Source organism: Mucilaginibacter koreensis (assembly GCF_054783355.1).
The window spans coordinates 71,064-95,661 of the sequence record NZ_BAAGQS010000001.1 but is presented as its reverse complement, the minus strand read 5'-3'; the positions used below and the strand labels follow the sequence as shown (position 1 = coordinate 95,661).

23 protein-coding genes and 1 riboswitch are annotated in these 24,598 nt (G+C 45.3%); of the genes, 5 read left to right on the top strand and 18 right to left on the bottom strand.

All coding sequences use genetic code 11. The annotated features are described in order from the left end of the window. Positions 1-6: 6 nt before the first annotated feature. The 3 genes from ACYVNW_RS00450 to ACYVNW_RS00440 all read right to left on the bottom strand — a co-directional run bounded on the left by ACYVNW_RS00450 (position 7) and on the right by ACYVNW_RS00440 (position 4,363). On the bottom strand, positions 7-1,074 hold the full coding sequence (locus ACYVNW_RS00450; protein ID WP_460677858.1) for a GAF domain-containing protein: 1,068 nt from the start codon (positions 1,072-1,074) through the stop codon (positions 7-9). 343 nt (positions 1,075-1,417) lie between these two features. Then, entirely contained in the window at positions 1,418-3,172 is a 1,755-nt protein-coding gene (locus ACYVNW_RS00445) for an ATP-binding protein (RefSeq protein WP_460677857.1), read from the bottom strand. Positions 3,173-3,739: 567 nt separating this feature from the next. Next, positions 3,740-4,363, bottom strand: coding sequence for a class I SAM-dependent methyltransferase (locus ACYVNW_RS00440; protein WP_460677856.1), 624 nt, complete (start codon positions 4,361-4,363; stop codon positions 3,740-3,742). A gap of 414 nt (positions 4,364-4,777) precedes the next feature. Between ACYVNW_RS00440 and ACYVNW_RS00435 the strand changes: the two genes are divergently transcribed. The 3 genes from ACYVNW_RS00435 to ACYVNW_RS00425 all read left to right on the top strand — a co-directional run bounded on the left by ACYVNW_RS00435 (position 4,778) and on the right by ACYVNW_RS00425 (position 10,903). Then, on the top strand, positions 4,778-7,402 hold the full coding sequence (locus ACYVNW_RS00435) for a PAS domain-containing protein (protein WP_460677855.1): 2,625 nt from the start codon (positions 4,778-4,780) through the stop codon (positions 7,400-7,402). 172 nt (positions 7,403-7,574) lie between these two features. After that, positions 7,575-10,502 (top strand): PAS domain-containing protein, encoded by a 2,928-nt coding sequence (locus tag ACYVNW_RS00430; protein ID WP_460677854.1) that lies wholly within the window; start codon positions 7,575-7,577, stop codon positions 10,500-10,502. Positions 10,503-10,546: 44 nt separating this feature from the next. Continuing rightward, positions 10,547-10,903: a response regulator gene (locus tag ACYVNW_RS00425; RefSeq protein WP_460677853.1), complete on the top strand. Its 357-nt coding sequence runs from the start codon at positions 10,547-10,549 to the stop codon at positions 10,901-10,903. Positions 10,904-11,720: 817 nt separating this feature from the next. Here the strand turns inward: ACYVNW_RS00425 and ACYVNW_RS00420 are convergent. The 12 genes from ACYVNW_RS00420 to ACYVNW_RS00365 form a co-directional block, all read right to left on the bottom strand. Next, a complete protein-coding gene (locus ACYVNW_RS00420) occupies positions 11,721-12,692 on the bottom strand; it encodes a YeiH family protein (protein ID WP_460677852.1) in 972 nt (323 codons plus the stop codon). Between the two features lie 82 nt (positions 12,693-12,774). Next, a complete protein-coding gene (locus ACYVNW_RS00415) occupies positions 12,775-13,422 on the bottom strand; it encodes a class I SAM-dependent methyltransferase (protein WP_460677851.1) in 648 nt (215 codons plus the stop codon). Continuing rightward, a complete protein-coding gene (locus ACYVNW_RS00410) occupies positions 13,385-14,731 on the bottom strand; it encodes an MBL fold metallo-hydrolase (protein ID WP_460677850.1) in 1,347 nt (448 codons plus the stop codon). The genes ACYVNW_RS00415 and ACYVNW_RS00410 overlap by 38 nt, the downstream gene beginning before the upstream one ends. A 1-nt stretch (position 14,732) precedes the next feature. Further along, positions 14,733-15,143 carry a DUF6691 family protein gene (locus tag ACYVNW_RS00405; RefSeq protein WP_460677849.1) on the bottom strand — a complete coding sequence of 137 codons (411 nt, stop codon included), beginning with the start codon at positions 15,141-15,143 and terminating at the stop codon, positions 14,733-14,735. Continuing rightward, on the bottom strand, positions 15,140-15,700 hold the full coding sequence (locus ACYVNW_RS00400) for a YeeE/YedE family protein (protein WP_460677848.1): 561 nt from the start codon (positions 15,698-15,700) through the stop codon (positions 15,140-15,142). The genes ACYVNW_RS00405 and ACYVNW_RS00400 overlap by 4 nt, the downstream gene beginning before the upstream one ends. Further along, on the bottom strand, positions 15,687-16,490 hold the full coding sequence (locus tag ACYVNW_RS00395) for a sulfite exporter TauE/SafE family protein (protein WP_460677847.1): 804 nt from the start codon (positions 16,488-16,490) through the stop codon (positions 15,687-15,689). Before ACYVNW_RS00395 ends, ACYVNW_RS00400 begins: the two co-directional genes overlap by 14 nt. Positions 16,491-16,549: 59 nt before the next feature. Further along, positions 16,550-17,158: a Crp/Fnr family transcriptional regulator gene (locus tag ACYVNW_RS00390; protein WP_460677846.1), complete on the bottom strand. Its 609-nt coding sequence runs from the start codon at positions 17,156-17,158 to the stop codon at positions 16,550-16,552. Between the two features lie 46 nt (positions 17,159-17,204). Continuing rightward, complete coding sequence (locus ACYVNW_RS00385; protein WP_460677845.1) at positions 17,205-17,864, bottom strand: MBL fold metallo-hydrolase; 660 nt, start codon at positions 17,862-17,864, stop codon at positions 17,205-17,207. Between the two features lie 116 nt (positions 17,865-17,980). Continuing rightward, complete coding sequence (locus tag ACYVNW_RS00380; RefSeq protein WP_460677844.1) at positions 17,981-18,442, bottom strand: hypothetical protein; 462 nt, start codon at positions 18,440-18,442, stop codon at positions 17,981-17,983. A gap of 9 nt (positions 18,443-18,451) precedes the next feature. Then, complete coding sequence (locus ACYVNW_RS00375) at positions 18,452-19,345, bottom strand: LysR substrate-binding domain-containing protein (protein ID WP_460677843.1); 894 nt, start codon at positions 19,343-19,345, stop codon at positions 18,452-18,454. Between the two features lie 14 nt (positions 19,346-19,359). Next, positions 19,360-19,506 (bottom strand): hypothetical protein, encoded by a 147-nt coding sequence (locus tag ACYVNW_RS00370; protein ID WP_189549034.1) that lies wholly within the window; start codon positions 19,504-19,506, stop codon positions 19,360-19,362. A 162-nt stretch (positions 19,507-19,668) separates the two neighbouring features. Then, positions 19,669-19,974: a substrate-binding domain-containing protein gene (locus ACYVNW_RS00365; protein WP_460677842.1), complete on the bottom strand. Its 306-nt coding sequence runs from the start codon at positions 19,972-19,974 to the stop codon at positions 19,669-19,671. On the opposite strand from ACYVNW_RS00365, the gene ACYVNW_RS00360 reads away from it, so the two are divergent. Further along, positions 19,953-20,261: a hypothetical protein gene (locus ACYVNW_RS00360; RefSeq protein ID WP_460677841.1), complete on the top strand. Its 309-nt coding sequence runs from the start codon at positions 19,953-19,955 to the stop codon at positions 20,259-20,261. The two genes, ACYVNW_RS00365 and ACYVNW_RS00360, sit on opposite strands and share 22 nt — an antisense overlap. A gap of 21 nt (positions 20,262-20,282) precedes the next feature. Here ACYVNW_RS00360 and ACYVNW_RS00355 read toward each other — a convergent pair whose 3' ends face one another. Continuing rightward, entirely contained in the window at positions 20,283-21,644 is a 1,362-nt protein-coding gene (locus tag ACYVNW_RS00355) for a voltage-gated chloride channel family protein (RefSeq protein WP_460677840.1), read from the bottom strand. Between the two features lie 14 nt (positions 21,645-21,658). After that, positions 21,659-22,936, bottom strand: coding sequence for a phosphopyruvate hydratase (eno, locus tag ACYVNW_RS00350; protein WP_345954626.1), 1,278 nt, complete (start codon positions 22,934-22,936; stop codon positions 21,659-21,661). Positions 22,937-23,113: 177 nt separating this feature from the next. Next, positions 23,114-23,179, bottom strand: a riboswitch (Fluoride riboswitch). Positions 23,180-23,388: 209 nt separating this feature from the next. On the opposite strand from eno, the gene ACYVNW_RS00345 reads away from it, so the two are divergent. Continuing rightward, positions 23,389-23,595, top strand: coding sequence for a hypothetical protein (locus ACYVNW_RS00345; protein ID WP_460677839.1), 207 nt, complete (start codon positions 23,389-23,391; stop codon positions 23,593-23,595). Positions 23,596-23,604: 9 nt separating this feature from the next. Here the strand turns inward: ACYVNW_RS00345 and ACYVNW_RS00340 are convergent, their stop codons facing one another. Next, complete coding sequence (locus tag ACYVNW_RS00340) at positions 23,605-24,525, bottom strand: ArdC family protein (RefSeq protein ID WP_460677838.1); 921 nt, start codon at positions 24,523-24,525, stop codon at positions 23,605-23,607. Positions 24,526-24,598 lie beyond the last annotated feature (73 nt).

The following is a 24,598-nucleotide window of genomic DNA, read 5'->3' as shown; positions in this document are numbered from 1 at the left end:
TGAGGTTTAGATCATTATTTTTTCTTGCAATTCCTTTACAGCCTCCACCAACAATTTTATTTCTTCCAAGTGCGACAACTCAGCATCATTCCGCACCTCATCCATCAGGCGAACGATCTCTCTGGCTGGCGTATACAACTCATGCAATTCCACGTGACGTATCTTGCGAAGCGCTTTCTGTTGTTCTTTAACACGTTCTTCGTGCTTAACGCGGTCAGTAATATCAATCCTGTTGAAAGATACGCCGATGATCTGCCGATCCCTGTCATAAGCCGGTTCAAAGGTCATATACCAACAGATCTGCCCCTGCTGGTATTGAAGATGCCGTTCAAGAGTGACTTTTTCACCCTCCATTGCTTTTTTGAACGCAGCTTTAAAATCTGAACGAAAGCCGACGTGCAGAAAATCGACCAATGGGTTGCCTGGGATCAAACGTTTCCCTTGGGTAGCAAATGTAAAATCATCAAATGCTTTATTAAAGGCTATCACACACATCTCCCGGTTCAATAAGATATGATTGGAGCTGGAGCTTTCAAAAAACGAGCGGAGCGTGACCGCCACTTTCTTGGAAGCAATGTACTGATCTTTGAGCAACTGCAGGCTGGCGTCGAATTCCAAAAGGTGAACGATCTGTTTAGACATGCTTTTGAGCATCCGCTGCTGGATCGAACTCAGCTTTTTAACTTCCACATCGTAAACACAAACCGTTCCGATCGCATTTCCTTCACTGGTCTGGAGTGGTGCTCCCGCGTAAAAACGAATATTGGGTTGGTTTTTCACATAGGGGTTTTCAGAAAAATAAGGATCTGTACTTGCATCTGCGACGACGAAAACCTCATCTTGCTGAACCGCTTTTTGGCAAAAAGAGCGATCATACTGCAATTGCGTGAGATCGGTGCCTACACGAAATCTAATATGCTGCAATTGATCTTCCATAAAAGTGATCATCGCTATCGGGGCACTGCACAATGCTGCGGCCTGCTCCACAATCCTTTGCAGCTCAGTTTCCTTGCTGATCTGCAATTTTAAAAATCGGTTGACCGTCTGCAGTCGTTCCAGTTCCCGTTGTGACATAAGAACAATACGTATTTATATCATTAAAAGATTCAAGGACTATGTGATTGACAAGTTACAATCCAGAACCTGACCTTTTGCATCACCATTACATTATGATCTTTATTATTATATCTAAAATAAAAAAAATCTTTAAATCAAACCCGTTGATCTGCAGCTAAATATATGCCTTTGGGCTAAGTCTCACATACACGGATAGGCTATATTATTATACATAAGCCAATTTACGGATCTGAATAATTATGTACCCGCTAACCAAACATCTCCGCGCAGTTAGCTTTTGGGATCCGTTTTTACAGCTAATGATACTGCACAAAATTCAGAGATAAAAGATCTTAGATGATCAACGACAAATTTTTTGCAGGAGTGAAAGTAGATCTTCAGGCTTGAATGGTTTTAAGAGGCAATCGCTGAGATATTGGTAACCGTGATGGAGCTCAATAGAAGCGCCGACCGAGGCGGTCACCGCTATGATCGGAATAGCTGCCTTCACAGGGTCAGCCAGCTCCCGGATCGTTTTAGACGCTTCAAAGCCGTCCATTACCGGCATATTGATATCCATTAATACCACGTCGAAATCATTTGACATTACCGCCTCCACCGCATGCTGTCCATTGACGGCGATCTGTGGTTCTATTGCCCAAGTTTTCAAGATCTTTTTGATCACCAATACATTGATCGGGTTATCTTCTGCGACCAAGACTTTGAGCTCCGATAAATTTTTGAAAACTTGTTGGGATTCCTTTACAGTAGGCAAGTGATCATTCAGGAGCTTAAAAGGAAGCGTAAAGGCAAAAGATGTTCCCACGCGTTCTGCAGTATGTAAGTGTAGTTCTCCGCCCAGTAGTTCCACCAGTTTTTTCGCTATGGTCAGGCCCAGGCCCGTGCCATGATACTGCCGGTTCGTTCTGGCCTGGGACTGCGTATAGGGTTCATAAATAAAAGCTAAGTTTTCTTCCGGTATGCCTATACCAGTATCCGTGATCAGAAAAGTAACATCGACAAGATCATCTTTTTTCAGCAGCGCTTCAGTTTTTACCTTGACATAACCATCCGATGTAAACTTTACAGCGTTCCCTACGAGGTTAAACAGAATTTGAATGACTCGGGTCTGATCGCCGAACAATGTCTTGCCCGAAAGCACCTCGGCAGAAACGCAATTAAATTGAATGCCCTTGGCCTCGGCTTTACCCTTAAACGTTCCACAGAGGTGGTCAATGAGTACGTCAAGCCGGAAGTTGACCGGATGAACCTCTACCTTGCCAGCATCTATTTTATTAAAATCCAATATGTCGTTAATGATCGACATCAGATTTTCTGCTGAAAATTGCAGTACATTCAAATTTTCTTTCTGTTCTTCCAAATGGGTTTCTATCAGCAACAGATTAGTCATTCCGATCACGGCATTCAGTGGCGTCCGCAATTCATGGGACATGGTCGCTAAGAAGTTGGTTTTTTCCTGAGCGGTGTAATTAGCAGCTTTTAAAGCTTCATTCAATTTCTTGCGTTGCACCTGCTCTTTATTAGTTGCATTTTTATACTCTTTGAAGAAAAAGTAATGCGCATATAACAATGCACCGAAATTAAATATCAGTATAATATGATAGGCTGATTTGTTTTGGTTTTGAAATTGTGTGGAGCCTGCAATTTTAAGGTAATCATCAGAAAGGACGTAAGCTATCAGCGGTAATATGTTCAGTAATGAATAAAGTAATCCCCATCTTTCTTCCAACAAATAGAATCCGCAGGTAACGATCAGGACGACATACTGGCCCGTTACCAGATTTACCCCCTGATGAATAAATAAGATGTTGGTCCAGATCAGGATGGTAAAACAACAGACGAAAACGTGTGCCATTTTACGCCATGAAACTCCTTTCAACAGCAAAACAAAATTTGCGATCAAAATTGCAGCTACTATGCCTGCTCTTAACAATAGATAATTACGTTCCTGAAAAAGATAGAATATGGTCAGGCAAGTAAATAGTGCTGCATATAAGATCAGTAATGTGGTAAGAATTCTGATCCTGGCACGGTCAAGCAGTTGTATCTCCTTATCAAAGAGATATTTAAATTGGGGAAATAGGAAAGCGAGCATATGAATTAGGGTGAATCGTAAATATAATAGAAAGATCGATGACTCGCTTTACTACAATATAGAACTGTCAATTTACGCTGCACGTTTATGCACATGTTGTCTTTCAATGGAACCGGTATTTTTAGAACAGTCTTGCCAGATGATTTATGTCCATAAAGCACTAATTTAGTTCTCATAGAGCAAAATAAACATCAGTCAATAAATTGGAACGATCAGCAAAAAGATGACCCGCTGGAGTCTTACCTGGATTCTCCTAAATCACGGGCAAATTGTTTAACCGCATATATTACGGATGTGTCGGGTGTTATGATATTTTACCAGCGTTAAAGGGTCAGTTTGCCCTGGAATACCTGACCAGGCGCATGGGAACAACCTAGTCAAATTTTGGCGAAACACCCTTCTGCGTTGCCGTAGAACGTCTGATGAATTTTAGTGGTTTACCTAGCGTAGGGACTGTATGAACCGTAAGCATTACGACACAAATAAGTTGCGAAGGTGATATTCAGATAGCTCACTTGACTATAGCTATATTGGCTTTTTGCGTATCCATAGAACCACATGATAGTACTATCGTTTACGGCCGACGAACCGAATAACAGAACCCAAGCCGTTGTGATAAAGTCCTTCATGTAGATCGACCTCTAACTCTTCGATCTCTATAACCTCATAATTGGCGAAGTCTGTTTGAATTTCTTCAATAGAAAATAAGGATTCAATATCTTGCGGTCCGCCCACTTTCTCATTTTTATTCAAATACGCAAGATGATTCTTACTAAATGCCTCAAATATGATTGTCCCGCCTTTGCATAATAACGGCCTAAGCGCTTGATGTATTTGTGATTTAATAGCTGCAGGGAAATGGGCATAAATCAAGGCGATCGCATCAAATTCCTCGTCAAAGTAACCCAATGTTTGTAGCTCCCCTACTTGATAATCTATACTAACCTGATTCTTCCGGGCAAGTTGCTCCGCCTTTTTCTGCCCTTCGCCACTGATATCGAAAGCAGACACCTCCCAACCCAGACCGGCTGCAAATACTGCATTTCTTCCCTCTCCTTCGGCGGGAAAAAGTATTTTAACCGGTGTTAATTTTGTCAGTTGTTTTCGAAGGTATTCATTCGGGAACTCACCGTAAGCAAAATCGCTATTGCTGTAGCGCTCATTCCATCTATTGATCCAATCCTGTGACATATGGCATATTCTATGCCCAAAAATAACAGGTTTTACAAAGCTGACAACATCCAGCAGTAAACATTCGGCTAAGAGGTTAAAGTAAAGTCAACCGATGCTTATCTTATTTAATTTTTTAGTTTAATCTTAAAAAAGGCGCTTGTTTACCTATGACGTTCGCTCAAACTTCCACCTTTCTACTATTGCGTTGTTTAGATCGGCCTAAATTTCCAATCGTATACATTGGTGTTGTAATTAGCCCAACCAAGAAATATTAAACCATCAGCAGGTTTATATTGTCCTAGTTTTGTAAACTTAATTATCATAGGTTTTTAATTCACAGCATAATAATTAGTCCGATATAAGGAAACTCCAATTCTACCCAAAACTTGATCTGCAAATAATTTATTAATTTTATCGTTTTGTTTAAAGTACATGAACAAGACCCGACTGCTGAGTAGCGATCAATTGCTGGACATCTTCTCCGGCTCACAAATCGCTACGGCCATTTACACTACGGAAGACCTGATCATTGAAGCAGTTACGGAAGCGATGCTGCAATTCTGGGGTAAGTCGCGTGACATTGTCGGCCTTCCTTTACAAATTGCTGTTCCGGAGTTGGTCGGTCAGCCATTCCTGGAGCAGATGCGTGATACCTTCCGTACCGGGCAAACCTTTTCGGGGATAAACATACCTGCAGTATTAGAGATCAACGGCAAACTACAGACGAGCTACTATGATTACGAGTATCGGCCCATTAAAGACAGCGATGGCCACGTATATTGTATGCTGCATACTGCGTCGGATGTTACCGACGCAGTACTGGGCCGAAAGGCGATTGAACAGGAACAACAGCATCTTTATAATTTAGAGAACGAGCAGGCCCTCAATGAAGAACTTGCTTCAGCGAATGAAGAACTGAGTTCTATCAACGAAGAGTTGCAGCAGACCCAGGAACACCTCAACCAGTTAAATGCCGAATTAGAAGACCGTGTATCGCAACGAACTGCTTTGCTGACCTCCAGCGAGGCCAAGATGCGCTACCTGATCGATGATGCACCGGTTGCGATCGCCGTATTGATTGGATCCAATTTTATCATAGAACAAGCGAACCAATATATACTTAAGATATGGGGCAAGTCTTCTGCTGTGATCGGGCAGACCATTTATGACGCACTGCCGGAGATACAGGGACAGGCATTTTTCCAGATCCTTGAAAATGTCTACGCCAGCGGAGAGGTTTATTATGGCAGCGAAGCTCCGGGGATAATGGAATATGAGGGGGAGCTGCGACAGATCTTTACCAATTTTGTTTTCAAGCCCATCAAGGATGAGAACGGGGAAACGCATAGTGTGATGATCGTAGCTACAGAGGTTACCGAACAGGTGCTGGCCAGCAGATTTGTTAAGGCGGCTAAACACCGTTTGGATGCTATGGTGCAGACCACACCAGTGGCACTAACGATCTTGAACGGCCGGGAACTGGTCATTGAGCAGGCTAACGCCGCTATGTACGAGATCTGGCAGCGCGATGCTGATCAAACATTAGAAAAGAAGCTCGTCGATGTTTTTCCCGAACTTGTCGGTCAACCTTTTCCTGAAATGCTTGCAAGCGTTTTTGATACTGGTGAACGGATCGCCTTCCCGGAATTACCCGTACTGATCAAGCATCCGGATGGATCTGAGAAGAACATTTATGTGAACTTCTCCTATGATCCGATTATTAACGAGGACCGGGAGGTAGAATCCATCCTAGCCTCAGTGGTCGATGTCACGGAATCGGTCCGGTCGCGTCAGCAATTAGAGCAGAGCCAGGCAGAGCTACAGGAAACAACGGAAGAACTGGCGGCTTCCAATGAAGAGCTGAATGCGATCAACGAGGAAATGGTCGCTTCCAACGAAGAGTTGGCTTCCACGAATGAAGAATTGGTCAGCACGCAGGAACATTTACACGAGTTGATCGGGCAGTTGCAGGAAAGCAAGGAACGCTTCAGCTTTCTGTTAAATACGATCCCCCAGCAGGTCTGGACCGCAAATGCATCAGGCGCGATCGATTATGTGAACCAGGTGGTCATCAAAGATTTCGGGGCAAACATGGATGCTATCGTTGGCGAAGGGTGGCAGCGATTTATCCATCCTGAAGATCTGCCCCAGGCGATGGATCTGTGGCTACACGCGATCGAGAACGGTAATGAGTATGTCGTTGAATTCAGGTTGTTGTTCGCCGATGGTGATTATCAATGGCACTTGGGTCGCGCGGTACCGTTGATCGAGAACGGCAAGATCCAGCTTTGGCTGGGTACCAATACGAATATAGATCTGCAAAAGAGAAATGAGCAGAAAAAGGATGAATTTATATCGATCGCCAGTCATGAGCTTAAAACGCCGCTCACCAGTATCAAGGCTTTTAATCAGCTTCTGCTCCGGGGCGGGGATATCAACCGCATAGCTGGTTTCGCGCAGAAATCATCAGATCACATCAAGCGTTTGGAAAAGCTGATCGCCGATTTATTGGACGTTACCAGAATAAATTCCGGTAAACTGGAATATGATATGCAGCCTTTCAGTTTTCGCCAGTTACTGACCGAAAGCGTAGAGAATATCCGGCACATGGCGGTCAAGCATGATATCGTCCTGGAAAATGCAGTGGATATCAGCTTTACCGGAGATCATTTTCGGCTGGAACAGGTCATGAACAACTTTCTTTCCAATGCGGTCAAATATTCGCCACAGGGTGAGAAGGTCATTGTCAGCAGTAAATTGGAATCCGATCGTTTGGTGGTGTCAGTACAGGATTTCGGTATCGGCATTGACCCGACCCATGTGAATAGGTTATTTGACCGGTATTACCGGGTTGACAATACGGCTATGCGGTTTGAAGGACTGGGTTTGGGCTTGTTCATTTCATCGGAAATATTGAAACGGCACCAGGGCAAAGTATGGATCGAAAGCGAACTGGGTAAAGGTTCGACATTCTACTTCAGTATGCCCATCCTGAAAGAAAACTCGCTGGAAACCGCCGTCGCTGTCGACCTGGGATCTGGATTGGAGACCAGCTGATTCTTTCTAAGATAGAATGCCCGCATTTCGATGCTGAATAGAATCCTTTTTGTTTTGTAAGTTTAGCTAAGCAGTTATCACATTGATGCCGCTACTAATTCCGCGAAATTGCCGCTAAGCCAATTTTTTGTCCTATTAATTAAAAATCTTATTTTTGACAATATTTGTCCGCATGCTTTCCCCTTACGCTCAACAAACTATGGTTAATGCGCTCCCGATAGGAGCCGCTATTTTCACAGGCCCTGAACATACTATCGGTGCGGTTAACCCGCAGATGCTGGCGATCTGGTCCAAAGAAGCTGGTGTGACCGGCATGAAATTACTGGACGCTATTCCGGAGATCCGGGATCAGGGCTTTTTTGCATTACTGACCGATGTTTACACGAGTGGAAATGAATACCATAACCCGGATGGCCAGGCTGAGTTGCTGGTGGACGGGCAGCTTCAGACCAAATATTTTGATTTTTCCTTCAAGCCGCTTAGGGACGACGGTGGCAGGATCTATGGGGTCGTCAATACAGCGATCGATATTACAGAACGCACTTTATATTCCCAACAGCTACAACAGGTCAATGATGAGCTCAATGCAGTAAACGGGGAAATGGAGGCTTACGGCGAAGAACTCCGCACCGCCTATGACCAGTTAGAACACACGCATGATACGTTGGTCGTAACGAGTCAGCAAGCGGAATTATTATTGGAAAGCGCGCCCGTTGCCGTAGGTGTGATCGATGCAGTAAATTTTAAGATACATACGGCCAACACCAAGCTGCTGGAATTATGGGGTGTGGATAACCAGGCGATCGGTAAGCCTTTGGGTGAAGTGCTTTCCGCATCTGAAAGCGAGTTTTTAACCAGCCTGATCTTAAAGGTCAGGGACGCAGGCCATCCCCTTTACGGCAACGATGTCAAAATGATGATCGAGCGCAGTGCTGAATGGGTGACCACCTATTTCAATTTCGTCTATCAGCCTATCAGGAACGGGAAAGGCGAGGTCATCAGTGTACAGATCGTGGCCAATGAAGTGACCGACCAGCGTAATGCCAAGGCGGACGTCGATGCCGTGCTGGTGCAACTTCATTTAGCCCAGAAAGCAGCTCACTTCGGGGTGTTCGACCTGGATGTGGTGAATGACAAATTATACTGGGATGAACGTACGCGCAAAATATTTGGGGTTGATCCAACTAAAGCCGTAGGGTACAGCAGCGATTTTGCAGAGGGACTGCACCCCGATGACCGGGAACGGACATTGCAAGCGGTCCGTGATGCTTATGACCAGTCACTTACCGGGGGTGTTTACGATATCGAATACCGCGTGGTCGATGCCAGCAACGGTAACATCTGCTGGGTCAGGGCGGTAGGTCAGGTCTATTTTAATAGTGAGGCTGAACCTCAACGTTTTGTCGGCACGGTGGTCGATATTACAGGAGCTGTTGAAGCCAGGCAAAAACTGGAAGCCAGCGAAAGGCAGCAGCAGGAACTCAACGAAGAACTTTCGAACATTAATGAAGAACTGAGCGCCGTTAATGAAGAATACCAGGCGGGCAACGAAGAACTGACGGCGACGAATGAAGAGCTGCGATCCATTCAGGAGGAGCGTGCACTGCTGCACCAGGAACTTACCATCAAAGAAGAGCGCCTTCGTTTTGCAATGAAAGCTGCTGATGTGGGTACCTGGGACCTGGACATCGTAAACAACCTGGTCAGTTGGGATGAACGCTGCAAGGAACTTTATGGCTTTTCTAAAGACGATGTAGTGCCTTACGAACAGGTGCTGAAGTATATGCATCCTGATGACAGGCCCAAGGTTAATGAGGCCGTAATGTATGCCCTTGATCCCGCATCTCATGGTTCGTATGATATTGAGTTCAGGACGATCGGTGCCGAAGATCAGCGTCTACGCTGGCTCCACTGCTGCGGTAAGGCGTTCTTCGATGATAAAGGTATCGCTTACCGCTTCTCCGGGATCGCACAGGACATCAGCGCGCAAAAAACGCAAGCTGAAGAATTAGCATCCACACTTGTTAAAGTAAAAGAGAAAGAAGAACAGCTGACCTCGGCGAAAGAAGCTGCTCAATTGGGCCTGTTCGACTGGGACCTCGTGAATAAAGTATATAATTGGGATGCCCGGTTCCGCGAGATATTTAATCTGCCCGATCAGGATAGTTTCCAGGATAACAGGGTTGTTTTCGAACGGCTGCACCCGGACGACGTGGAACGTGTCAGACAGGCGACCAGGCGATCACAAACTTACGGACAATCCAGTGGCGGAAGATACGACATACAATACCGTATCTCGGCTACGGAACACTCGCCCGAGCGCTGGGTACGAGCGATCGGTAAGACCTTGTTTAGTGAAGAGGGCACACCGCTCCGGTTCATCGGCTCCGTTCTGGACATTACCGAGCAAAAGCAGGAAGAACAGCGCCGGATCGATTTTATCGGCATTGTGAGCCACGAACTCCGTTCACCCTTAACTTCACTAAGTGGTTATCTGCAAATGCTGGAGATGAGTGCGAGAAAGAACAATGATCAATTCACCGGCAACGTATCGGCAAAAGCCAAACGGCAGGTCGGTAAAATGAGCAGCATGATCACCGGATTCCTGGATGTCGCACGCATGGGCGAAGGAAAGATACAGATCAATCACAAACCCTTTGATATGGCTGAGCTGGTCAAGGCTGCTGAATCGGAATCGTTAGCGACAATCACCACGCATACCGTGATTTATCATCCGGTAGAACATACACCCGTTCTGGCTGATGAGGACAAAATAGAACAGGTGCTGATCAATTTGATTAACAATGCGGTCAAGTATTCCCCGCAGGGAACGATCATTAACGTTTCGGCTACCACCCGGGATGGACAGGTACGTGTCTGCGTCAAAGATGAGGGCATGGGCATTCCGGCTAAAGACCTGCCACACGTTTTTGACCGTTTTTATAGGGTCGAGGGCGAACATATGAAAACCACCAAGGGGTTTGGTATCGGTTTGTATCTATGCCGCGAGATCATTGAGCGGCACGGCGGTAAGATCGGCGCGGAAAGTGAATTAGGCATCGGCAGTACTTTTTGGTTTGAAATTCCCTTGACCCATTAAACTAAAGGCATTATAATTGCTCTATCTTATTAAATAGGAAGTCGATGTGTAAAGTTTTGGTTTGTGATGATGACAAAGACATCCTGGATATGACCAGTATGCTTTTGGAGTATTCGGGTTTTGAGGTCATCACCCAGATCAATAGCAGCAAGGTCATCGATCAGGCTATTGCGGAAAAACCGGATGTAATGCTGATAGACATCTGGATGCCTTTTCCAGGAGATGAACTGACCAGACAGATCAAAAAAACGCCTCAACTCTTACGTATTCCTGTCGTGCTTTTCTCAGCGGCTATCGATGGCAAAATGATCGCTAAGGAAGCCGGTGCGGATCGTTTTGTAGAAAAGCCTTTTGATGTAGAAAACCTGGCAGCTATCATCAACTCTGTTATCGCTGCGTAGTATCAATTCCATTCACGGAACTTATGCTAATGTCGTTTACCATGCGTGTCCAGCGTTTCTGTGAAAAAATAAAAACTGGATTTCTCTGTACGTCGATGTTCCTAAATCTATTTCGCTTAATCAAGCCAAACCTGTTCAACAAAATACACTGGCACGCTGGTCATGGACCGCTTTTGACGGCAATGTTCATTACATAGACTTGCTTAGTATTGGCTGGTACCTAGTAACTGGTCGATCGCGGAATTGATCAGAATTGGCAGCATGGAAAATCCCTGTTTTATTTGGAAAGTGAATACAGAAGGGATGTCACAGAGAATGTTTTGATCAGTTTTTTAGTGTCTTGTAATACAATAACCTTTAGAAACCCCAACTGATCATGCGGTATTCCTACCTAACCTTGACGATACGGTTTCGGGTTGAAATAAACGCTTTGATAGCGACATAGAGCAGGAAGCCAAAAAATATTCCCCAAGCAACATCCAAAGCAGGAGGATAAATTCTGTAAGGATTGTTGGATAGTATGCATCGTTTATAAATCATAAAGTTTGAAGGCCCGGCTTTGTTTTGAGATCGGTTAATTTCGGCGTTTTAACCTTCTACATTGAATACTTTGGTCAATAACTCCGCTTTTGAGCCTTCGGCTGATACAGTAAATGTTTTCGCTTGTCGCCATTATCTACTTTTTATTCCCTTCATACGATTAAGGGAGCCTGATTCCCTCCAGTAGCAGAGGAAAAACATAACTGATGTTTTTAAGTGCAAAATAGCTTCCAACAATATCAAGCTATTTACAGTATTCTGCCATTATTCTTTGAAATTATGCCAAATGCATAATGGCATACAAAGCGCTTGTCGAGATTAGTATCCAAAGTACCACACCCTGCAACAAAGGTTTAAATCCTACTGAAGCCAGTACTTGGCGAGATAGACCAGCACCGATCAGGAATAATGTTAAGGTAAGTCCAGCTTTCGCGATCATCACCATGTAGGGGCTGATCAATTTTACAAGGGGCAGATAAGTGTTGGCGATCATGGCCAGGATGAATAACCCGATGAAATAAGGAATAGCTACCTTTTTAGAATTGTTTTTGAACAGGAAGGTTGAAAGGAAAGCGATAGGCACGATCCACAGCGCCCTGGCCAGTTTTACAGTAGTGGCGACTTCCAAAGCATGTGCGCCGTACTTGCTGGCGGCTCCTACAACTGAGCTGGTATCATGAATGGCTATAGCGCACCATAAACCAAATTGGGTTTGCGATAAGTTGAAGTAATGCCCTATAACCGGGAACACAAACAATGCTATAGAGTTTAAAATAAACACACAGCCCAACGCAACAGATATTTGTTTTTCTTCGGCCTTGATCACTGGAGAAATGGCGGCAATGGCGCTGCCGCCACAAATAGCGGTACCGTTGGAGATCAGATACGAAGTTTTCTTTTCAATTTTTAGCCATTTACCGAGCAGAAAGCCGAATAATAATGTACTGCTGATCGATGCGATGGTAAACAGAGCGCCTTCTTTACCGGCTTGCATGGCGCTATGCACGTTCATACCAAACCCCAGGCCCACAACAGATACTTGTAATAACAAGTGAGTCGCTTTATGATTTAAGTGCAGGTACGGGTGACCGGATAATTGTGCGACCGCCAAACCTAATAACAGCGCGATGGCCGGGCTTACAAATGGTGTTAGGCACACGGACACGCAAAGTATAAAAATGACCTTACGGGTGTTTTCGTTCAGGTGAAGAAATGTATGGGGCTGGGTTAACTGATGTTGGGTATTCATGATACTTTATTTTGATACCCCAAAATTCCACCTTATTTAGTAATGATTTTTATCATAAAAGGCAATGAACGATAACCACAGGTTATGGTATTATTTGAAACCAACTGTAATTAAATATCTGGTCAGTATCAAAAGGTGTATGATGAATATGTTCCATACTGCCAGTTAATTGAAACTGCTCTTGGAAAATATTCGACAACGAAGCAGGGGAATGGCCTTCAACAGCTAATCCGCTGCACCTTTCAGGGCCATTTAAACCAAACGTCCCGATGATGAGCCATCCTTTATTGGGCAGATGTTTAGTTGCCACTTCAGCATATTTGCTTTGATCTGTTGTATTGGTCAAAAAATGAAATGCTGCCCGGTCATGCCAAAGGTCATATTGATCGTCAATTTCCATATCCAGCACATCACTTACGATCCATTTAATTCCGTTGGCCTTATCACCCAACCGTAACTTCGCCCTGTCAATAGCCTTGGCAGAAATATCTAATACGGTAATATTCGTGTACCCCCTTACCAGCAGATGATCCGCCATTAAGCTGTCACCACCCCCAATGTCAATGATCGCTGCATCTTTTGGAAGATTTAAGCTGTTAATGATCGTTAACGAGGTTTCTGGTATTGGCTCGTACCAGCTTACTTCGGTCAGCTTTTTTTGTGCATAAACGTTTTCGCAGTGTTCTTTTTTATCAGCTATTGTTAAGATATAAACTTTTGATCGCTTCACTAAGATCGAACACGTTGGTTTTCGAATCAAATGCGTTAGCAACAATACTGCTGCCGGCAGCACTGCGGTAGCCTCCGGCGCAATGCACCACAATAGGTTTACTGAAAGGAATTTCCGCTAAACGCTCCCGCAGTTCATATAGTGGAATAGGAAGAGCATTCCGGAAAACCGGCTGCGCTTTAACTTCAGCTTCGTTTCGGATATCGACTATCGTGTATTGCTCCGGGTGCGCAGCAAAATGAGCAAAGTTCAGTTCTGCCATTTGTTCGTGGCCTCCGTCAATCACAAATGCGGCTTCTAAAAAAGCTTCGTAACCGATTTTAGCGGCTTTACCGATTACTTGCTTTAGTTTCTCCTCGTTTTCAGCTACTAAATAAAAAGCTTCTTCGGGTGCGATAATGCTGCCCAGCCAAGTCTCAAATTTGCCGCCATCCTGAATATTGATCGATCCTGGCAAATGCCCTTTTTTAAATTCCTGTTCAGGGCGGGCGTCGATAATAAACAGTTCGCTGTTCAGCTCGACCGGTTTTTTGGCCGGAACGCCAGCTAATGCTGGTTGTAATGGTGGTGCGCCATGCTTATTCAAGGCAACATCATAAGCAAAGTATTTTGGTATGAATGGCTGATCTCCCAGCAAGGTCTGCACAAATTCAGTTTCGCTCATTTCCTGTAACGACCAGTTGCCCGCTCTTTCTGCGCCGATAGTGCTGCGATTAGCATCGCTTAGCGCTTTACCGCATAAGGTACCTGCGCCATGTGCCGGGTAAACCCAAACCGCATCGTCCAACACCAACAATTTGTCGCGCAGTGAATGATACATCTGTTTGGCTAATTCCTCACGCCTCGCAGTTAGGTTTCCGGCCTGCTCACGCAGATCAGGCCTACCGCAATCACCAATGAACAGTGTATCGCCGGTAAACACGGCTTTATCCTGGCCATTATGTGCTAAAACAATGCTGATGCTATCCGGCGAATGCCCTGGTGTGTTCAGGGCTTTGAGTTTTATTTTGCCGAATGAGAGCTCATCGCCATCGTCAAATGTTTGATGGGCATATTCAGCGCCCAATAGTTTAGAGCAATAAATTACCGCTCCAGTAACCTGTTGCAATTCCAGGTGCCCGCTCACAAAATCGGCGTGCGGGTGAGTTTCGATCACACCGATAATGGTGGCTTCGTGTGCTTTGGCGTAAGACAGGTATGGCGTAATATCCCTTGATGGGTCAATCAGCACGATCTTGTTTTCACATTCGCTTAATATCGCATAAGAATAATGCGAAAGGCCTTTATCTTCAAATTGTTCGATCTTCATATCAATGAGGGAGTTTTTCACGTAATAGACCATAAACCCAGGTGCCTGTTATGGCACTCAGCAGCGTTACAGTTGTAACCAAAATACCGCTGCCGATCTGCGCGAACATCGGGCCGGGGCATGCGCCGGTAAGCGCCCAGCCTAAACCAAAGATCAACCCGCCATAAACATATCCCCAGTTAAATTTCTTGTCCGGGATAACAATAGGCTTCTGATGGATTGTTTTAATGTTAAAGCGTTTGATCAATACTATAGCGATCATGGCCACTACAATAGCGCTGCCGATGATGCCATACATATGAAAGGATTGTAGTCGGAACATTTCCTGTATCCGAAACCAGCAGATCACTTCGGATTTGATCAGGATGATACCGAAGCACATCCCCACCAGTAAAAACTTCAGGTTCTTCATAGCTGTAATAAATAAGGTAAGATCAACCAGGTCATGACGAAGCCGCCGATCATAAAGCAGCAGGTGGCTACCAGGGAAGGCCACTGTAAAGAGGAAATACCCATAATGGCATGGCCGGAAGTACAGCCACCGGCATAGCGCGTACCAAAGCCAACCAGGAAACCGCCGATTACAATAAACACAAACCCTTTTAAAGTGGTAAGCGCCTTGAAACTAAAAATATCCCGTGGCAGTAAACCGCTGAAATCTTTAATGCCCTGCTGCTGCAAGGCAACAATGGTTTTAGGATTGATGCCCACCGGCCCGGGATTGGACAATAAATGTGCAGCGATGAATCCGCCTATAACGATGCCTGCAATAAAAAACAAATTCCATGTGTCCTTCTTCCAGTCGTATTTAAAAAAGGAAATATTTGCCGGGATACAAGCCGCGCATATCTGCCGCAAAGTAGATGAGATACCGAATGTTTTGTTACCCAATATTAATAGTGCCGGCACGATGAGCCCTATCAACGGCCCGGCTACATACCAGGGCCACGGTTGTTTAATGATGTCCATGTGAGTTAGTTAAAGTGCTTATTAAAACAAAGATACCCATAGCCAATACAAACCAGCCAAAGGCAGGCTTCAGGCGGATATCGCTGATGAACCGCGTGAGGTAACTGCCGAGGATGATACCGGCAATGGCAAAACCCGAAAAGACGGCTAAAAACTCATAATTTATTACTACATTCCCGGTGATATCACCCAATACACCCAGCAGCGAGCTAATGGTCATTACCATAAGCGAAGTACCCACTGCTTTTTTTATCGGTAAACCTGCGAGCAATACCAGCGATGGAATAATAAGAAAACCACCGCCAACACCTACAAAACCAGTGATAAGGCCAACAGCTATGGCCTGCAAAATTAATCTTGGATAACTAAGCTCTTGGGAACTACCACGATCTTCCTTTTTATTCCGGATCATGGAAAGGGATGCTGCCAGCATCAGACCGGCAAAAACAAGCATCAGCAGCATGCTTTTGGTAACAGTCCAGTGTCCGAGCGTAAATAAGTGAATTGGTATCACTGGCATTACCCATCTCCGCATGATAAATACGGCGGCCAAGGATGGTAAACCAAAGATCAACGCGGTCTTAACATCCACATTGCCTTTTAGGTAATGGCTGGCCCCGCCTGCGGTACTGGTTAGTCCAACTACAAATAAAGAGTAAGTGGTCGCTAACACTGGGTCGATAGCAAAAAAATAAACGAGAATAGATACAGTGAGAATAGAGCCACCGCCGCCTATTAACCCAAGGGACAAACCAATTAAAACCGAAGCTGCGTAACCTGCTATTTCCAAAACCTGATGATTGATGGAACAAAGCTATCTGCTTTCGGCCTGGTTATTGGTGACTTATGTTACACAGGGAAATTTAAAGTGATCTTATTGCGGGAAAGGGTGATCATTTCCTTCTTTTCCATTTGCTTCAAAAGGCGTGATATGACTTCGCGCGTTGTGCCCAACTCTTCTGCCAGTTGCTGGTGAGTGATCTGAAATTCAAGGGAATTGAATACCGCGGCTTTCTTCTTGAGCAGTTCTACAATACGGTCATCCAGTTTTTGAAAGGCAACCTCATTGATCACAGTAAGCAATTCTTCGAAACGCTGGTGGTAAAGTTTAAAAATAAAGTCGGCCCATTCGGGATAGCTTTTTACCCATTCGCTGGCTTTGGTAATGGGCAGCATCAAGACATTGGCATCTTCTTCTACCGCCAGGCGTACTTTTGAGGTATCCTCATGTATCCCGGCCAGGAATGACATGATACAGCTTTCGCCGGGTTTGATGTAATATAAAAGGATCTCGCGGCCGTCCTCATCCTGCCGCATAACCCGCATACTGCCGGATAAAAGCACCGGCAATGACCGCACATAACTGTTGGATGACATCAGCACCGTGCCCGCCGGTAATGGCTTCCGCTGGCTGTTTTCTTCTAACGCTGATTGCAATGCTGGCCCAAACTGTATCATGCGGTAAATTTAGCAGGCTTGCGGCTTATTAACGAATACTGCTTCTTCAAATGCTAATGCTAAAACCCGGTTGCATTGCTTGATGAAATATGATCCCCTGTTTTTCAAAGTGCTTACTGTAGGTCTCGTAGCGTTGTTTTAAAAAGAAATCCTTGGCGTAGCCATCGTGCACTGGTAGTACGGCCTCGGGTTTAATACGATCTGCAAAATCCGCTACCGCTATCTCTGTCGTGAACGGAGCCATGACAGGCAGAATTAATAATTCAGGCTGTTGAAATTCATCATCATAAGTGCCAAAAGAATCCGCAGGATTTAAGATCCTGCCATCGATCAAGTAGGCTTGCATATCAGGCAGTGGACTATCAAGAATATTCTCATGTTTTACATTGATCGCCTGCAAAGCAAAAGGACCGATATCGAATTTTCCCGGCTCAACCAACTCACAAAAAAGACCAGACCCTTTTAGTCCCTCAGCAACTTCTTTATTGGTGTAGATCGTTGCGCCGCTTAACTTAATAATGGCTTTCAACTTTTCTACGTCCAGGTGGTCTGGATGGTCATGGGTAATGATGACAGCATTGACCTTGTTAAATTCCTCGACGTTTACCAAGTTCTCGGCAAAGGTAAACTTACCGGGATCAAATAATAACCGAAAACCGTCTTTTTCTAATAGCACGCAAGAGTGGATATATTTAGATATTTTCATACCATTTGAATATGATAAATAAACCCTCAAATGATGGGAAAGTTTCCAGCTCAACCAAGCTATCAAATCTTATTGCCGAGAAAAAGATCTATGATTGTAATCAGACATAACGATAACTAAAAATTATCGAGTATGTGTCTTAACCATGTTGATATATCGTGAATAAAGACTTGCCTGTTCTTTTCACTTCCTGCGGGATATGCGGTGGTCAGAATTTCAGATGGAGAGACACCGGCATCGATAGCTGCTTTCCTGACATCGGGAGCAATTCTCTTCATTAAAATGATAACGTGTTTAGGTTGAATCAAACGCATACGATCTGCTAACTGTTCGGCAGCATAAGGCGTTAAGTTAACTGATGTTTCTTTACCCAGAGGATATAGATGATCCAGGACGCTGCCGGACTTGTTAAAAAAATCAAGAAAATCGTCAGCAGAACTAAATTTACCAAAAGCCTGTTCAAAGGCCGCGCGCATTGCCCGGAATAAATTGGTGTTTTTTAAATAAAAATGGTTGTTGGTAGAGCCAGGTGCTTCGGCAATAAACATGATAATGACTTTTTTCTTCTTTTCAGTCATATCAGATGCTTATAGGCTCTTATAGCTTTTAGCGAATCGCATAAATATTTCTGCTAATGATGAAGGTTGACCGTGTAGCAGGATAAAATAAAATGGCCGCTCAATAGTCAGGTCTTTAATGTCGATGATCCGGCATTCGTTATACTTCAACTCTTTCAAGATCGACTGCACCGATACAAATGCAAAACATTTGCTGTGTAGCAAATAAGACTTTATACTTTCCGTGCCGCCTAACTGCATTTCTATCTTCAGATCTGATAATTTGATATTGAAAGGCTTTAAAGCGTGAGCAATAACGTCCAACGTTCCCGAACCGGGTTCACGAAACAATAAAGGCAGTTCTTTTAATTCCTCCGGTTTAATGCTGTCTTTTTTAAAAGTATTCGAGGCACTACAGATCAGCACCAGTTCGTCACTCAAAAATTCTTGGTAGCTCAACTGCGGATTACGGAGGATGCCCTCTACAATGCCCAGGTCGATCTCTTTATTCAGTAAGGCCTGCTCAACCTGCTCCGTATTACCTGGCACCAGGTTTACTTGTACATCTTTAAACTTTTCGTGGAACCGGGCTAATACCGGGGGAATCACGTATTGCGCAACAGTATTACTGCCACCGATACGCAACGTACCCGAATGTTTTTTGATCAGTAGGTTCATATCAAAGTCCAGCTCGTTGTAAACAGCGGCCAGTCTATCCGCATAAGCCAGCAACATTTCGCCAGCAGGTGTGAGCGATATTTTTTTATTCCCGCTACGCTCTATCAGCGTGGTTTTAAACTGTTCTTCCAGCTCTTTAATATGCTTGGTCACTGCAGGCTGGCTAATAAAAAGTTCCGTGGACGCCTTGGTAAAGTTCAGCCGCTTGGCCACTGTATGAAAAACCTGTAATCGAAAATCGAACATACTGATAAATGTTATTAGCTAAGTCGGAAAAGTAACAACAAAAAAGGAAAAGTAGCTGCCGTCAATACGATAACAGGTACAGCGATTTTTAGAACTTTGTCGCCAATAATAATTGTTTGGTCATCAAATTCATAATGGACGTAACGTTGAATAGTTTTCATGATCTTCTTTATTTATATCTCAAAGATCAATCATAAAACTAAGTCATTTTCATCGTCAAAATAGATGGTTGATAGTCTAAAGTTATGAAAATAGCTCAAGCATATAAAACAAAAGCAGGCTGCTTCTGTCGATCTGTTTTTGCTATAGTTTAACAGTGAGCTTTATTCCCATCCCCACTTTTCCAATAACGCATGGCCATCGATACTTTGTAAGAATTGAATGAATTGTTTGGCTTGCGCTGCGTGTTTGGTATTGGATGTCAGCGCTACCGGCGTACCACGAAATAGCCGTGATGCCAAAGGCAGTTCTACAACCTGTGTAACATCTTTCAGATTCTCATGCCATGAGGCATAGGTGATCCAAGCATCGTAACTTTGATCTTTCTTCCAAGCCTCAATACCCAACGCAGGTAAAAGCAGAGATCGCCAGACCAGCGCTAAGCGAAGTGATCCCTGCCGGTAAAACATACCGGGTGCATGGTGCGGCCTGGTGCGGAGAAAATGAAATAACCAAAGTCGAGGTCAGCTTCGATGAAGGTGTAACCTGGAAACCGGCAAAATTGCTAGGCAAGCACGTTAAGTTCGCCTGGCGGCTTTGGGAATACAACTGGCAGGTTCCTGCGGGCGATAGCCAATATAAACTGATGTCGAGGGCGACGGACAGTCAGGGAAATACGCAACCCATGGAACACGACAAGGATCGCAGGACCTATATGGTCAACAAGATCGTTACCGTTAAAATAGAGGCGCGGTAGAACCGCGCCCCGCCTCTGCAGTTAATGCTTTAGAAATCGTTCGTACCAATGCGGCCGGCTTTTACCCAGGTCACCCAAAGCGGAGTCGGGCGTTATGCCGGCATTCAGCAATTTGGGGATGGCGATCCTTTGCGCGCTGTAAATGCCCGAATGACCACTGAATAAATAGGCTGTAAAACAAGCGATCGCATAATAAAGTACGTGTTCACCGCCAAACAGTTCTACTCCCATGACCGTACAGGCCAGCGGCGTATTGGTCGCGCCGGCAAACACGGCAATGAATCCCAGCGCTGCAAATAAGCCTACCGGTGCATGCAATACAGCAGATAAAGTGTTACCAAGGGTAGCCCCGATATAGAATAAAGGGGTTACCTCTCCGCCTTTAAATCCAGAGCCAAGCGTGATAGCCGTATAGATCATTTTCCAAAACCAACTGAACAGGTCTGCGCCTCCGGCATGAAAAGCCGACTGGATCGTAACGGCCCCGGGATACTCTGCAGCGACACCAAGGCTCAGGTAGTCAGGTTTGCTATTGAGATAGGTCAGCGCGATAATGACCAAGCCACCCGTAAAAGGGATCAGCCATTTCGATCGTATAAAATGACCTGAAACGACCTTGATCGCGTGAACTAGTGAAGAAAACAAAGCACTGGACATCCCAAATGCCGCGGACGCTAACATTACTTTTGCCATTAACAGACCATCAAAAGGTAGATAAGCCGATAAAAAATAGGGTTCATGCCGAAAGGCGCTGATCTGGTAGGCCGTATGGTGGACTCCCCAGGCTGCTACCGTATAATCTCCGGCAACTGCGCCGATCAGTGCAGGCAATAACGCGTTATACTGCATACGCCCTATGGCCAGGACCTCCAGGGCGAACAGCGCACCCGTCAGCGGTGTGCCAAACACGGCACCGAACCCGGCGGCTACTCCGGACGTGAGCAGCAGCTGCATGTCCTGAACGGATAGTCTGTACCACTTTCCGAATAAATGGGCAATGCTTCCGCCAATCTGTACCGCGGTACCTTCACGACCGGCAGAACCACCGAACAAGTGTGTCAATACCGTGGTCAATAGAATGATCGGTGACATTTGCGGTGGCACGCCCCCGCCTGGTTCATGTATCTCATCCATGATCAGGTTATTGCCTTTTTCAGAAGATCTGCCGACCGAGCGATAGATCAAGTGGATCAGTACCCCGGCCAGCGGGAGCAAAAATAGAAGCCAGGGATGATGGAACCGGTAAATGATGGCCAGGTCCAGTATCCATAGAAACAAGGCGACCATACTTCCGATAGCGACAGCTACCGGAAGTATAAGCAAGCTCCACCTGATCAGTTCTTTAACGATCCGGTAGCGCTCCGAGGTGATAAGGGCTTTCATATCCTGATCTGCTGCTACCGTTTAAAAGTTTCGATCCCTGCAAAACGGGCCTTGCTACCCAGTTCCTGTTCAATGCGTAAAAGCTGATTAAATTTGGAGACCCGCTCCGAGCGGCAGCCACTTCCCGTTTTAATATGCCCGGCATTGGTGGCTACCACCAGGTCAGCGATGGTCGTGTCCTCGGTTTCACCGCTTCGGTGGGAGATGAAACAATGGTAGCCGTTCTGCTGCGCCAATGCTACAGCTTGTAAGGTCTCTGATACCGTGCCTATCTGATTAAGCTTGATCAATACGCTGTTCCCGATACCACGATCGATGCCTTCCTGAATGATCGAAGGGTTCGTGCAAAAGATATCGTCGCCGACCAATTCCACTTCGCTGCCCAGCTGATCGGTCATGATCTTCCAGCCATCCCAGTCATTTTCGCCCAAACCGTCTTCTAAAAGCACGATAGGATAGGTTCGGATCCATTTTGCCCATAGATCGACCATCTCTTCCGAGGTATAACGCTGCTGGTCACTTTTGTACATTTTGTAATGACCATTATCCCACATTTCACTGGTAGCCGGGTCCAGGCAAACAGAGATATCCTCGCCGGGTTTGTATCCGGCTTTCTGAATAGCTTGCAGGATCACTTCGATGGCCTCTTCATTAGAGCGGAGGTTGGGCGCAAAACCACCTTCATCGCCCACACCGGTATAATAGCCTTTGTCAGATAATAGCTTTTTTAATGTATGGAATACCTCTTCTCCCATGCGGATACTTTCTTTAAAGTTCGGCGCATGGTGCGGGGCGATCATGAATTCCTGAAAATCCAGGTTATTGTCCGCATGCCGACCACCGTTGATCACGTTCATGCATGGGACCGGCATCACATAGGTATCGCGCTCGATAAGCTGACGGTAAAGGGGAATCTTTTTGGATACAGCGTTGACCCGCGCAAAGGCGATCGAAGCGGCCAGAATGGCGTTAGCGCCTAACCGAGCCTTATTAGGTGTTCCGTCCAGGTCGATCAGCATTTTGTCAAAGGCTGCCTGATCCGCAAATGCAGAGCCGATAACCGTGCGCTTAACTTCCTGATTGATTCCAGCTACTGCTTTTTCAACGCCCTTGCCCTGATAGCGGCTTTTGTCGCCGTCGCGTAGTTCCACCGCTTCTTTCTCACCGGTGCTGGCACCCGATGGTGAGATTCCCCTTGCTGTGGATCCATCTTCTAGAGTGATCTCCGCTTCAACGGTCGGATTACCTCTTGAATCCAAAACTTCCCTGGCCATAATGTTCTTGATGTTCATTTTATGTTGTTTTTAAAAGTTTAAATCGTATGGATAAAACCATGAACTAATGCCGGAACAATGAGCAGGGAGGTGACCTGACTAGATACGAGACGGAATAGAAAAGGGATTTGTGTATCGCTGATCATTCACCTACAATAATGTTCACGACAAAACCTGCAAGGTTTTATCTATGCTATAATTGTAGGCGTCATCAGCACGAGGCGGTTATTTTGAACGGAAGACACCATTTCCGTTTAGATCATAACAAATAACAAACCATTTGTTTTTAAAAAAATGATCGTTTTTATTTTGCGCCTAAGTAACGCGGTATCCCACTGCCGGTAACCAATCGATTTGAATTTGACAGGGATATAATCATAGGCTCAGAAATATAGCATCCCCCTTTTTTCACGGAATATTATCGCATGATATAAAAAGAGGGGGCATCCTCAAACAGGTGATCGTTAAAAATGGTCATTGGAAATGCGCTTGCTGAAACCTCGATCACGATACACCCTGACCGCCAACTGGAGGAGAACATGCTGAATATGCGTGCAGAATTTCTGCTGACCAGGCTCAACCTGAAAGTAGATTATGCGGAATTTCATTATTTGCTTAAAGCAGCCCGTGTACTGAACCGGCAAGTGATCTTTGATCGCAAAAGAAAAAGCCCCTAAGGGCTTTTCTTAACCGGCCGGTTCCGGCTGATGAACTACTTCCATCATGTAATCAGCTGCTTTCTGCGCTTGTCCTGCTGCTTTCAGGATCAAGGTCTTATCATTCTTCAACGCTTTCAGCCAGCCTTGCAGGTAAGCTGCGCTGTTCTGGATGGTTTGCTTCTGTACCCCGGTAATGGCACACAGGAATGCTGCGGTGAGTTCTGCCGTCAGCTCTTCCCTGGAATAGGGCTCACTGCCGTATTTATTAGGCTGGGTGATCTCCTTACGGCTCAAACGGCTTTCATGCCCTGTGCTATGCGCCAGTTCGTGAAACAAGGCACAGTAGTATTCTTCACTGCTGTCAAATCGGGCGATGTCCGGCACGGCTACCAGGTCTTTCAGCGGATAATAAACCGGGTATTGGCCGTTGAGGTTCAATTGCGGCCTGTTGGGCATCTCTTGAATGATCTGCTCACAAGCGGCTATCTTCTCGGCATCTGACCTGAACAAGGCTTCGACCTTTGGAAACACAATTCCCTCGGTCTGGTCGATGTTAAACACGGTATGTACCTTAGGAACCATACGTGTCTGTTGTGCTGCGCTGTCACCGTCGGTTAGTTGCTTTGCTGCATCATCATCCAGTCCTTTGACCTTAATGCTGGCCCAGTAGGTGATCTTTGTGCCTTTCTCGCCTTTCTTAATGGTGCCACCTAAGTCCTGTGCCTGTTTGAAGGTGATGTAATAAGGCAGGCTGTAGCCTTTCAGCATCGTGTGAAAGTTGAGCCAGAAGACATTCCAGCCCCGGTAGCTGATCCCGGTAGTTACGTTTTGTGGAAAGCCGACCTGGTTCCAACTGCAATGCCATACGATGTTGCCGCTTTCCATCTGCTCGATTACCGCGTCTGTTACTTCCTGGTAAGTGTCCTTGAAATTTTTAATAGTTGCCATAACCTTAAAGTTTTAATAAGTAAAAAATTAATGATGGCTGCCACCCCGCCCGCAGGACGCAATAAGGGCAAGG

What these genes read in the sequence shown, in the direction of transcription:
- ACYVNW_RS00435 (WP_460677855.1), top strand. Translation starts at nt 4,778, where the DNA reads ATGAACAAGACCCGACTGCTGAGTAGCGATCAATTGCTGGACATCTTC.
- eno (WP_345954626.1), bottom strand. Translation starts at nt 22,936, where the DNA reads ATGAACATCAAGAACATTATGGCCAGGGAAGTTTTGGATTCAAGAGGT.
- ACYVNW_RS00385 (WP_460677845.1), bottom strand. Translation starts at nt 17,864, where the DNA reads ATGAAAATATCTAAATATATCCACTCTTGCGTGCTATTAGAAAAAGAC.
- ACYVNW_RS00425 (WP_460677853.1), top strand. Translation starts at nt 10,547, where the DNA reads ATGTGTAAAGTTTTGGTTTGTGATGATGACAAAGACATCCTGGATATG.
- ACYVNW_RS00410 (WP_460677850.1), bottom strand. Translation starts at nt 14,731, where the DNA reads ATGAAGATCGAACAATTTGAAGATAAAGGCCTTTCGCATTATTCTTAT.
- ACYVNW_RS00370 (WP_189549034.1), bottom strand. Translation starts at nt 19,506, where the DNA reads ATGAAAACTATTCAACGTTACGTCCATTATGAATTTGATGACCAAACA.
- ACYVNW_RS00450 (WP_460677858.1), bottom strand. Translation starts at nt 1,074, where the DNA reads ATGTCACAACGGGAACTGGAACGACTGCAGACGGTCAACCGATTTTTA.
- ACYVNW_RS00445 (WP_460677857.1), bottom strand. Translation starts at nt 3,172, where the DNA reads ATGCTCGCTTTCCTATTTCCCCAATTTAAATATCTCTTTGATAAGGAG.
- ACYVNW_RS00375 (WP_460677843.1), bottom strand. Translation starts at nt 19,345, where the DNA reads ATGTTCGATTTTCGATTACAGGTTTTTCATACAGTGGCCAAGCGGCTG.
- ACYVNW_RS00365 (WP_460677842.1), bottom strand. Translation starts at nt 19,974, where the DNA reads ATGTTTTACCGGCAGGGATCACTTCGCTTAGCGCTGGTCTGGCGATCT.
- ACYVNW_RS00400 (WP_460677848.1), bottom strand. Translation starts at nt 15,700, where the DNA reads ATGGACATCATTAAACAACCGTGGCCCTGGTATGTAGCCGGGCCGTTG.
- ACYVNW_RS00440 (WP_460677856.1), bottom strand. Translation starts at nt 4,363, where the DNA reads ATGTCACAGGATTGGATCAATAGATGGAATGAGCGCTACAGCAATAGC.
- ACYVNW_RS00390 (WP_460677846.1), bottom strand. Translation starts at nt 17,158, where the DNA reads ATGATACAGTTTGGGCCAGCATTGCAATCAGCGTTAGAAGAAAACAGC.
- ACYVNW_RS00340 (WP_460677838.1), bottom strand. Translation starts at nt 24,525, where the DNA reads ATGGCAACTATTAAAAATTTCAAGGACACTTACCAGGAAGTAACAGAC.
- ACYVNW_RS00380 (WP_460677844.1), bottom strand. Translation starts at nt 18,442, where the DNA reads ATGACTGAAAAGAAGAAAAAAGTCATTATCATGTTTATTGCCGAAGCA.
- ACYVNW_RS00345 (WP_460677839.1), top strand. Translation starts at nt 23,389, where the DNA reads ATGGTCATTGGAAATGCGCTTGCTGAAACCTCGATCACGATACACCCT.
- ACYVNW_RS00430 (WP_460677854.1), top strand. Translation starts at nt 7,575, where the DNA reads ATGCTTTCCCCTTACGCTCAACAAACTATGGTTAATGCGCTCCCGATA.
- ACYVNW_RS00420 (WP_460677852.1), bottom strand. Translation starts at nt 12,692, where the DNA reads ATGAATACCCAACATCAGTTAACCCAGCCCCATACATTTCTTCACCTG.
- ACYVNW_RS00405 (WP_460677849.1), bottom strand. Translation starts at nt 15,143, where the DNA reads ATGAAGAACCTGAAGTTTTTACTGGTGGGGATGTGCTTCGGTATCATC.
- ACYVNW_RS00355 (WP_460677840.1), bottom strand. Translation starts at nt 21,644, where the DNA reads ATGAAAGCCCTTATCACCTCGGAGCGCTACCGGATCGTTAAAGAACTG.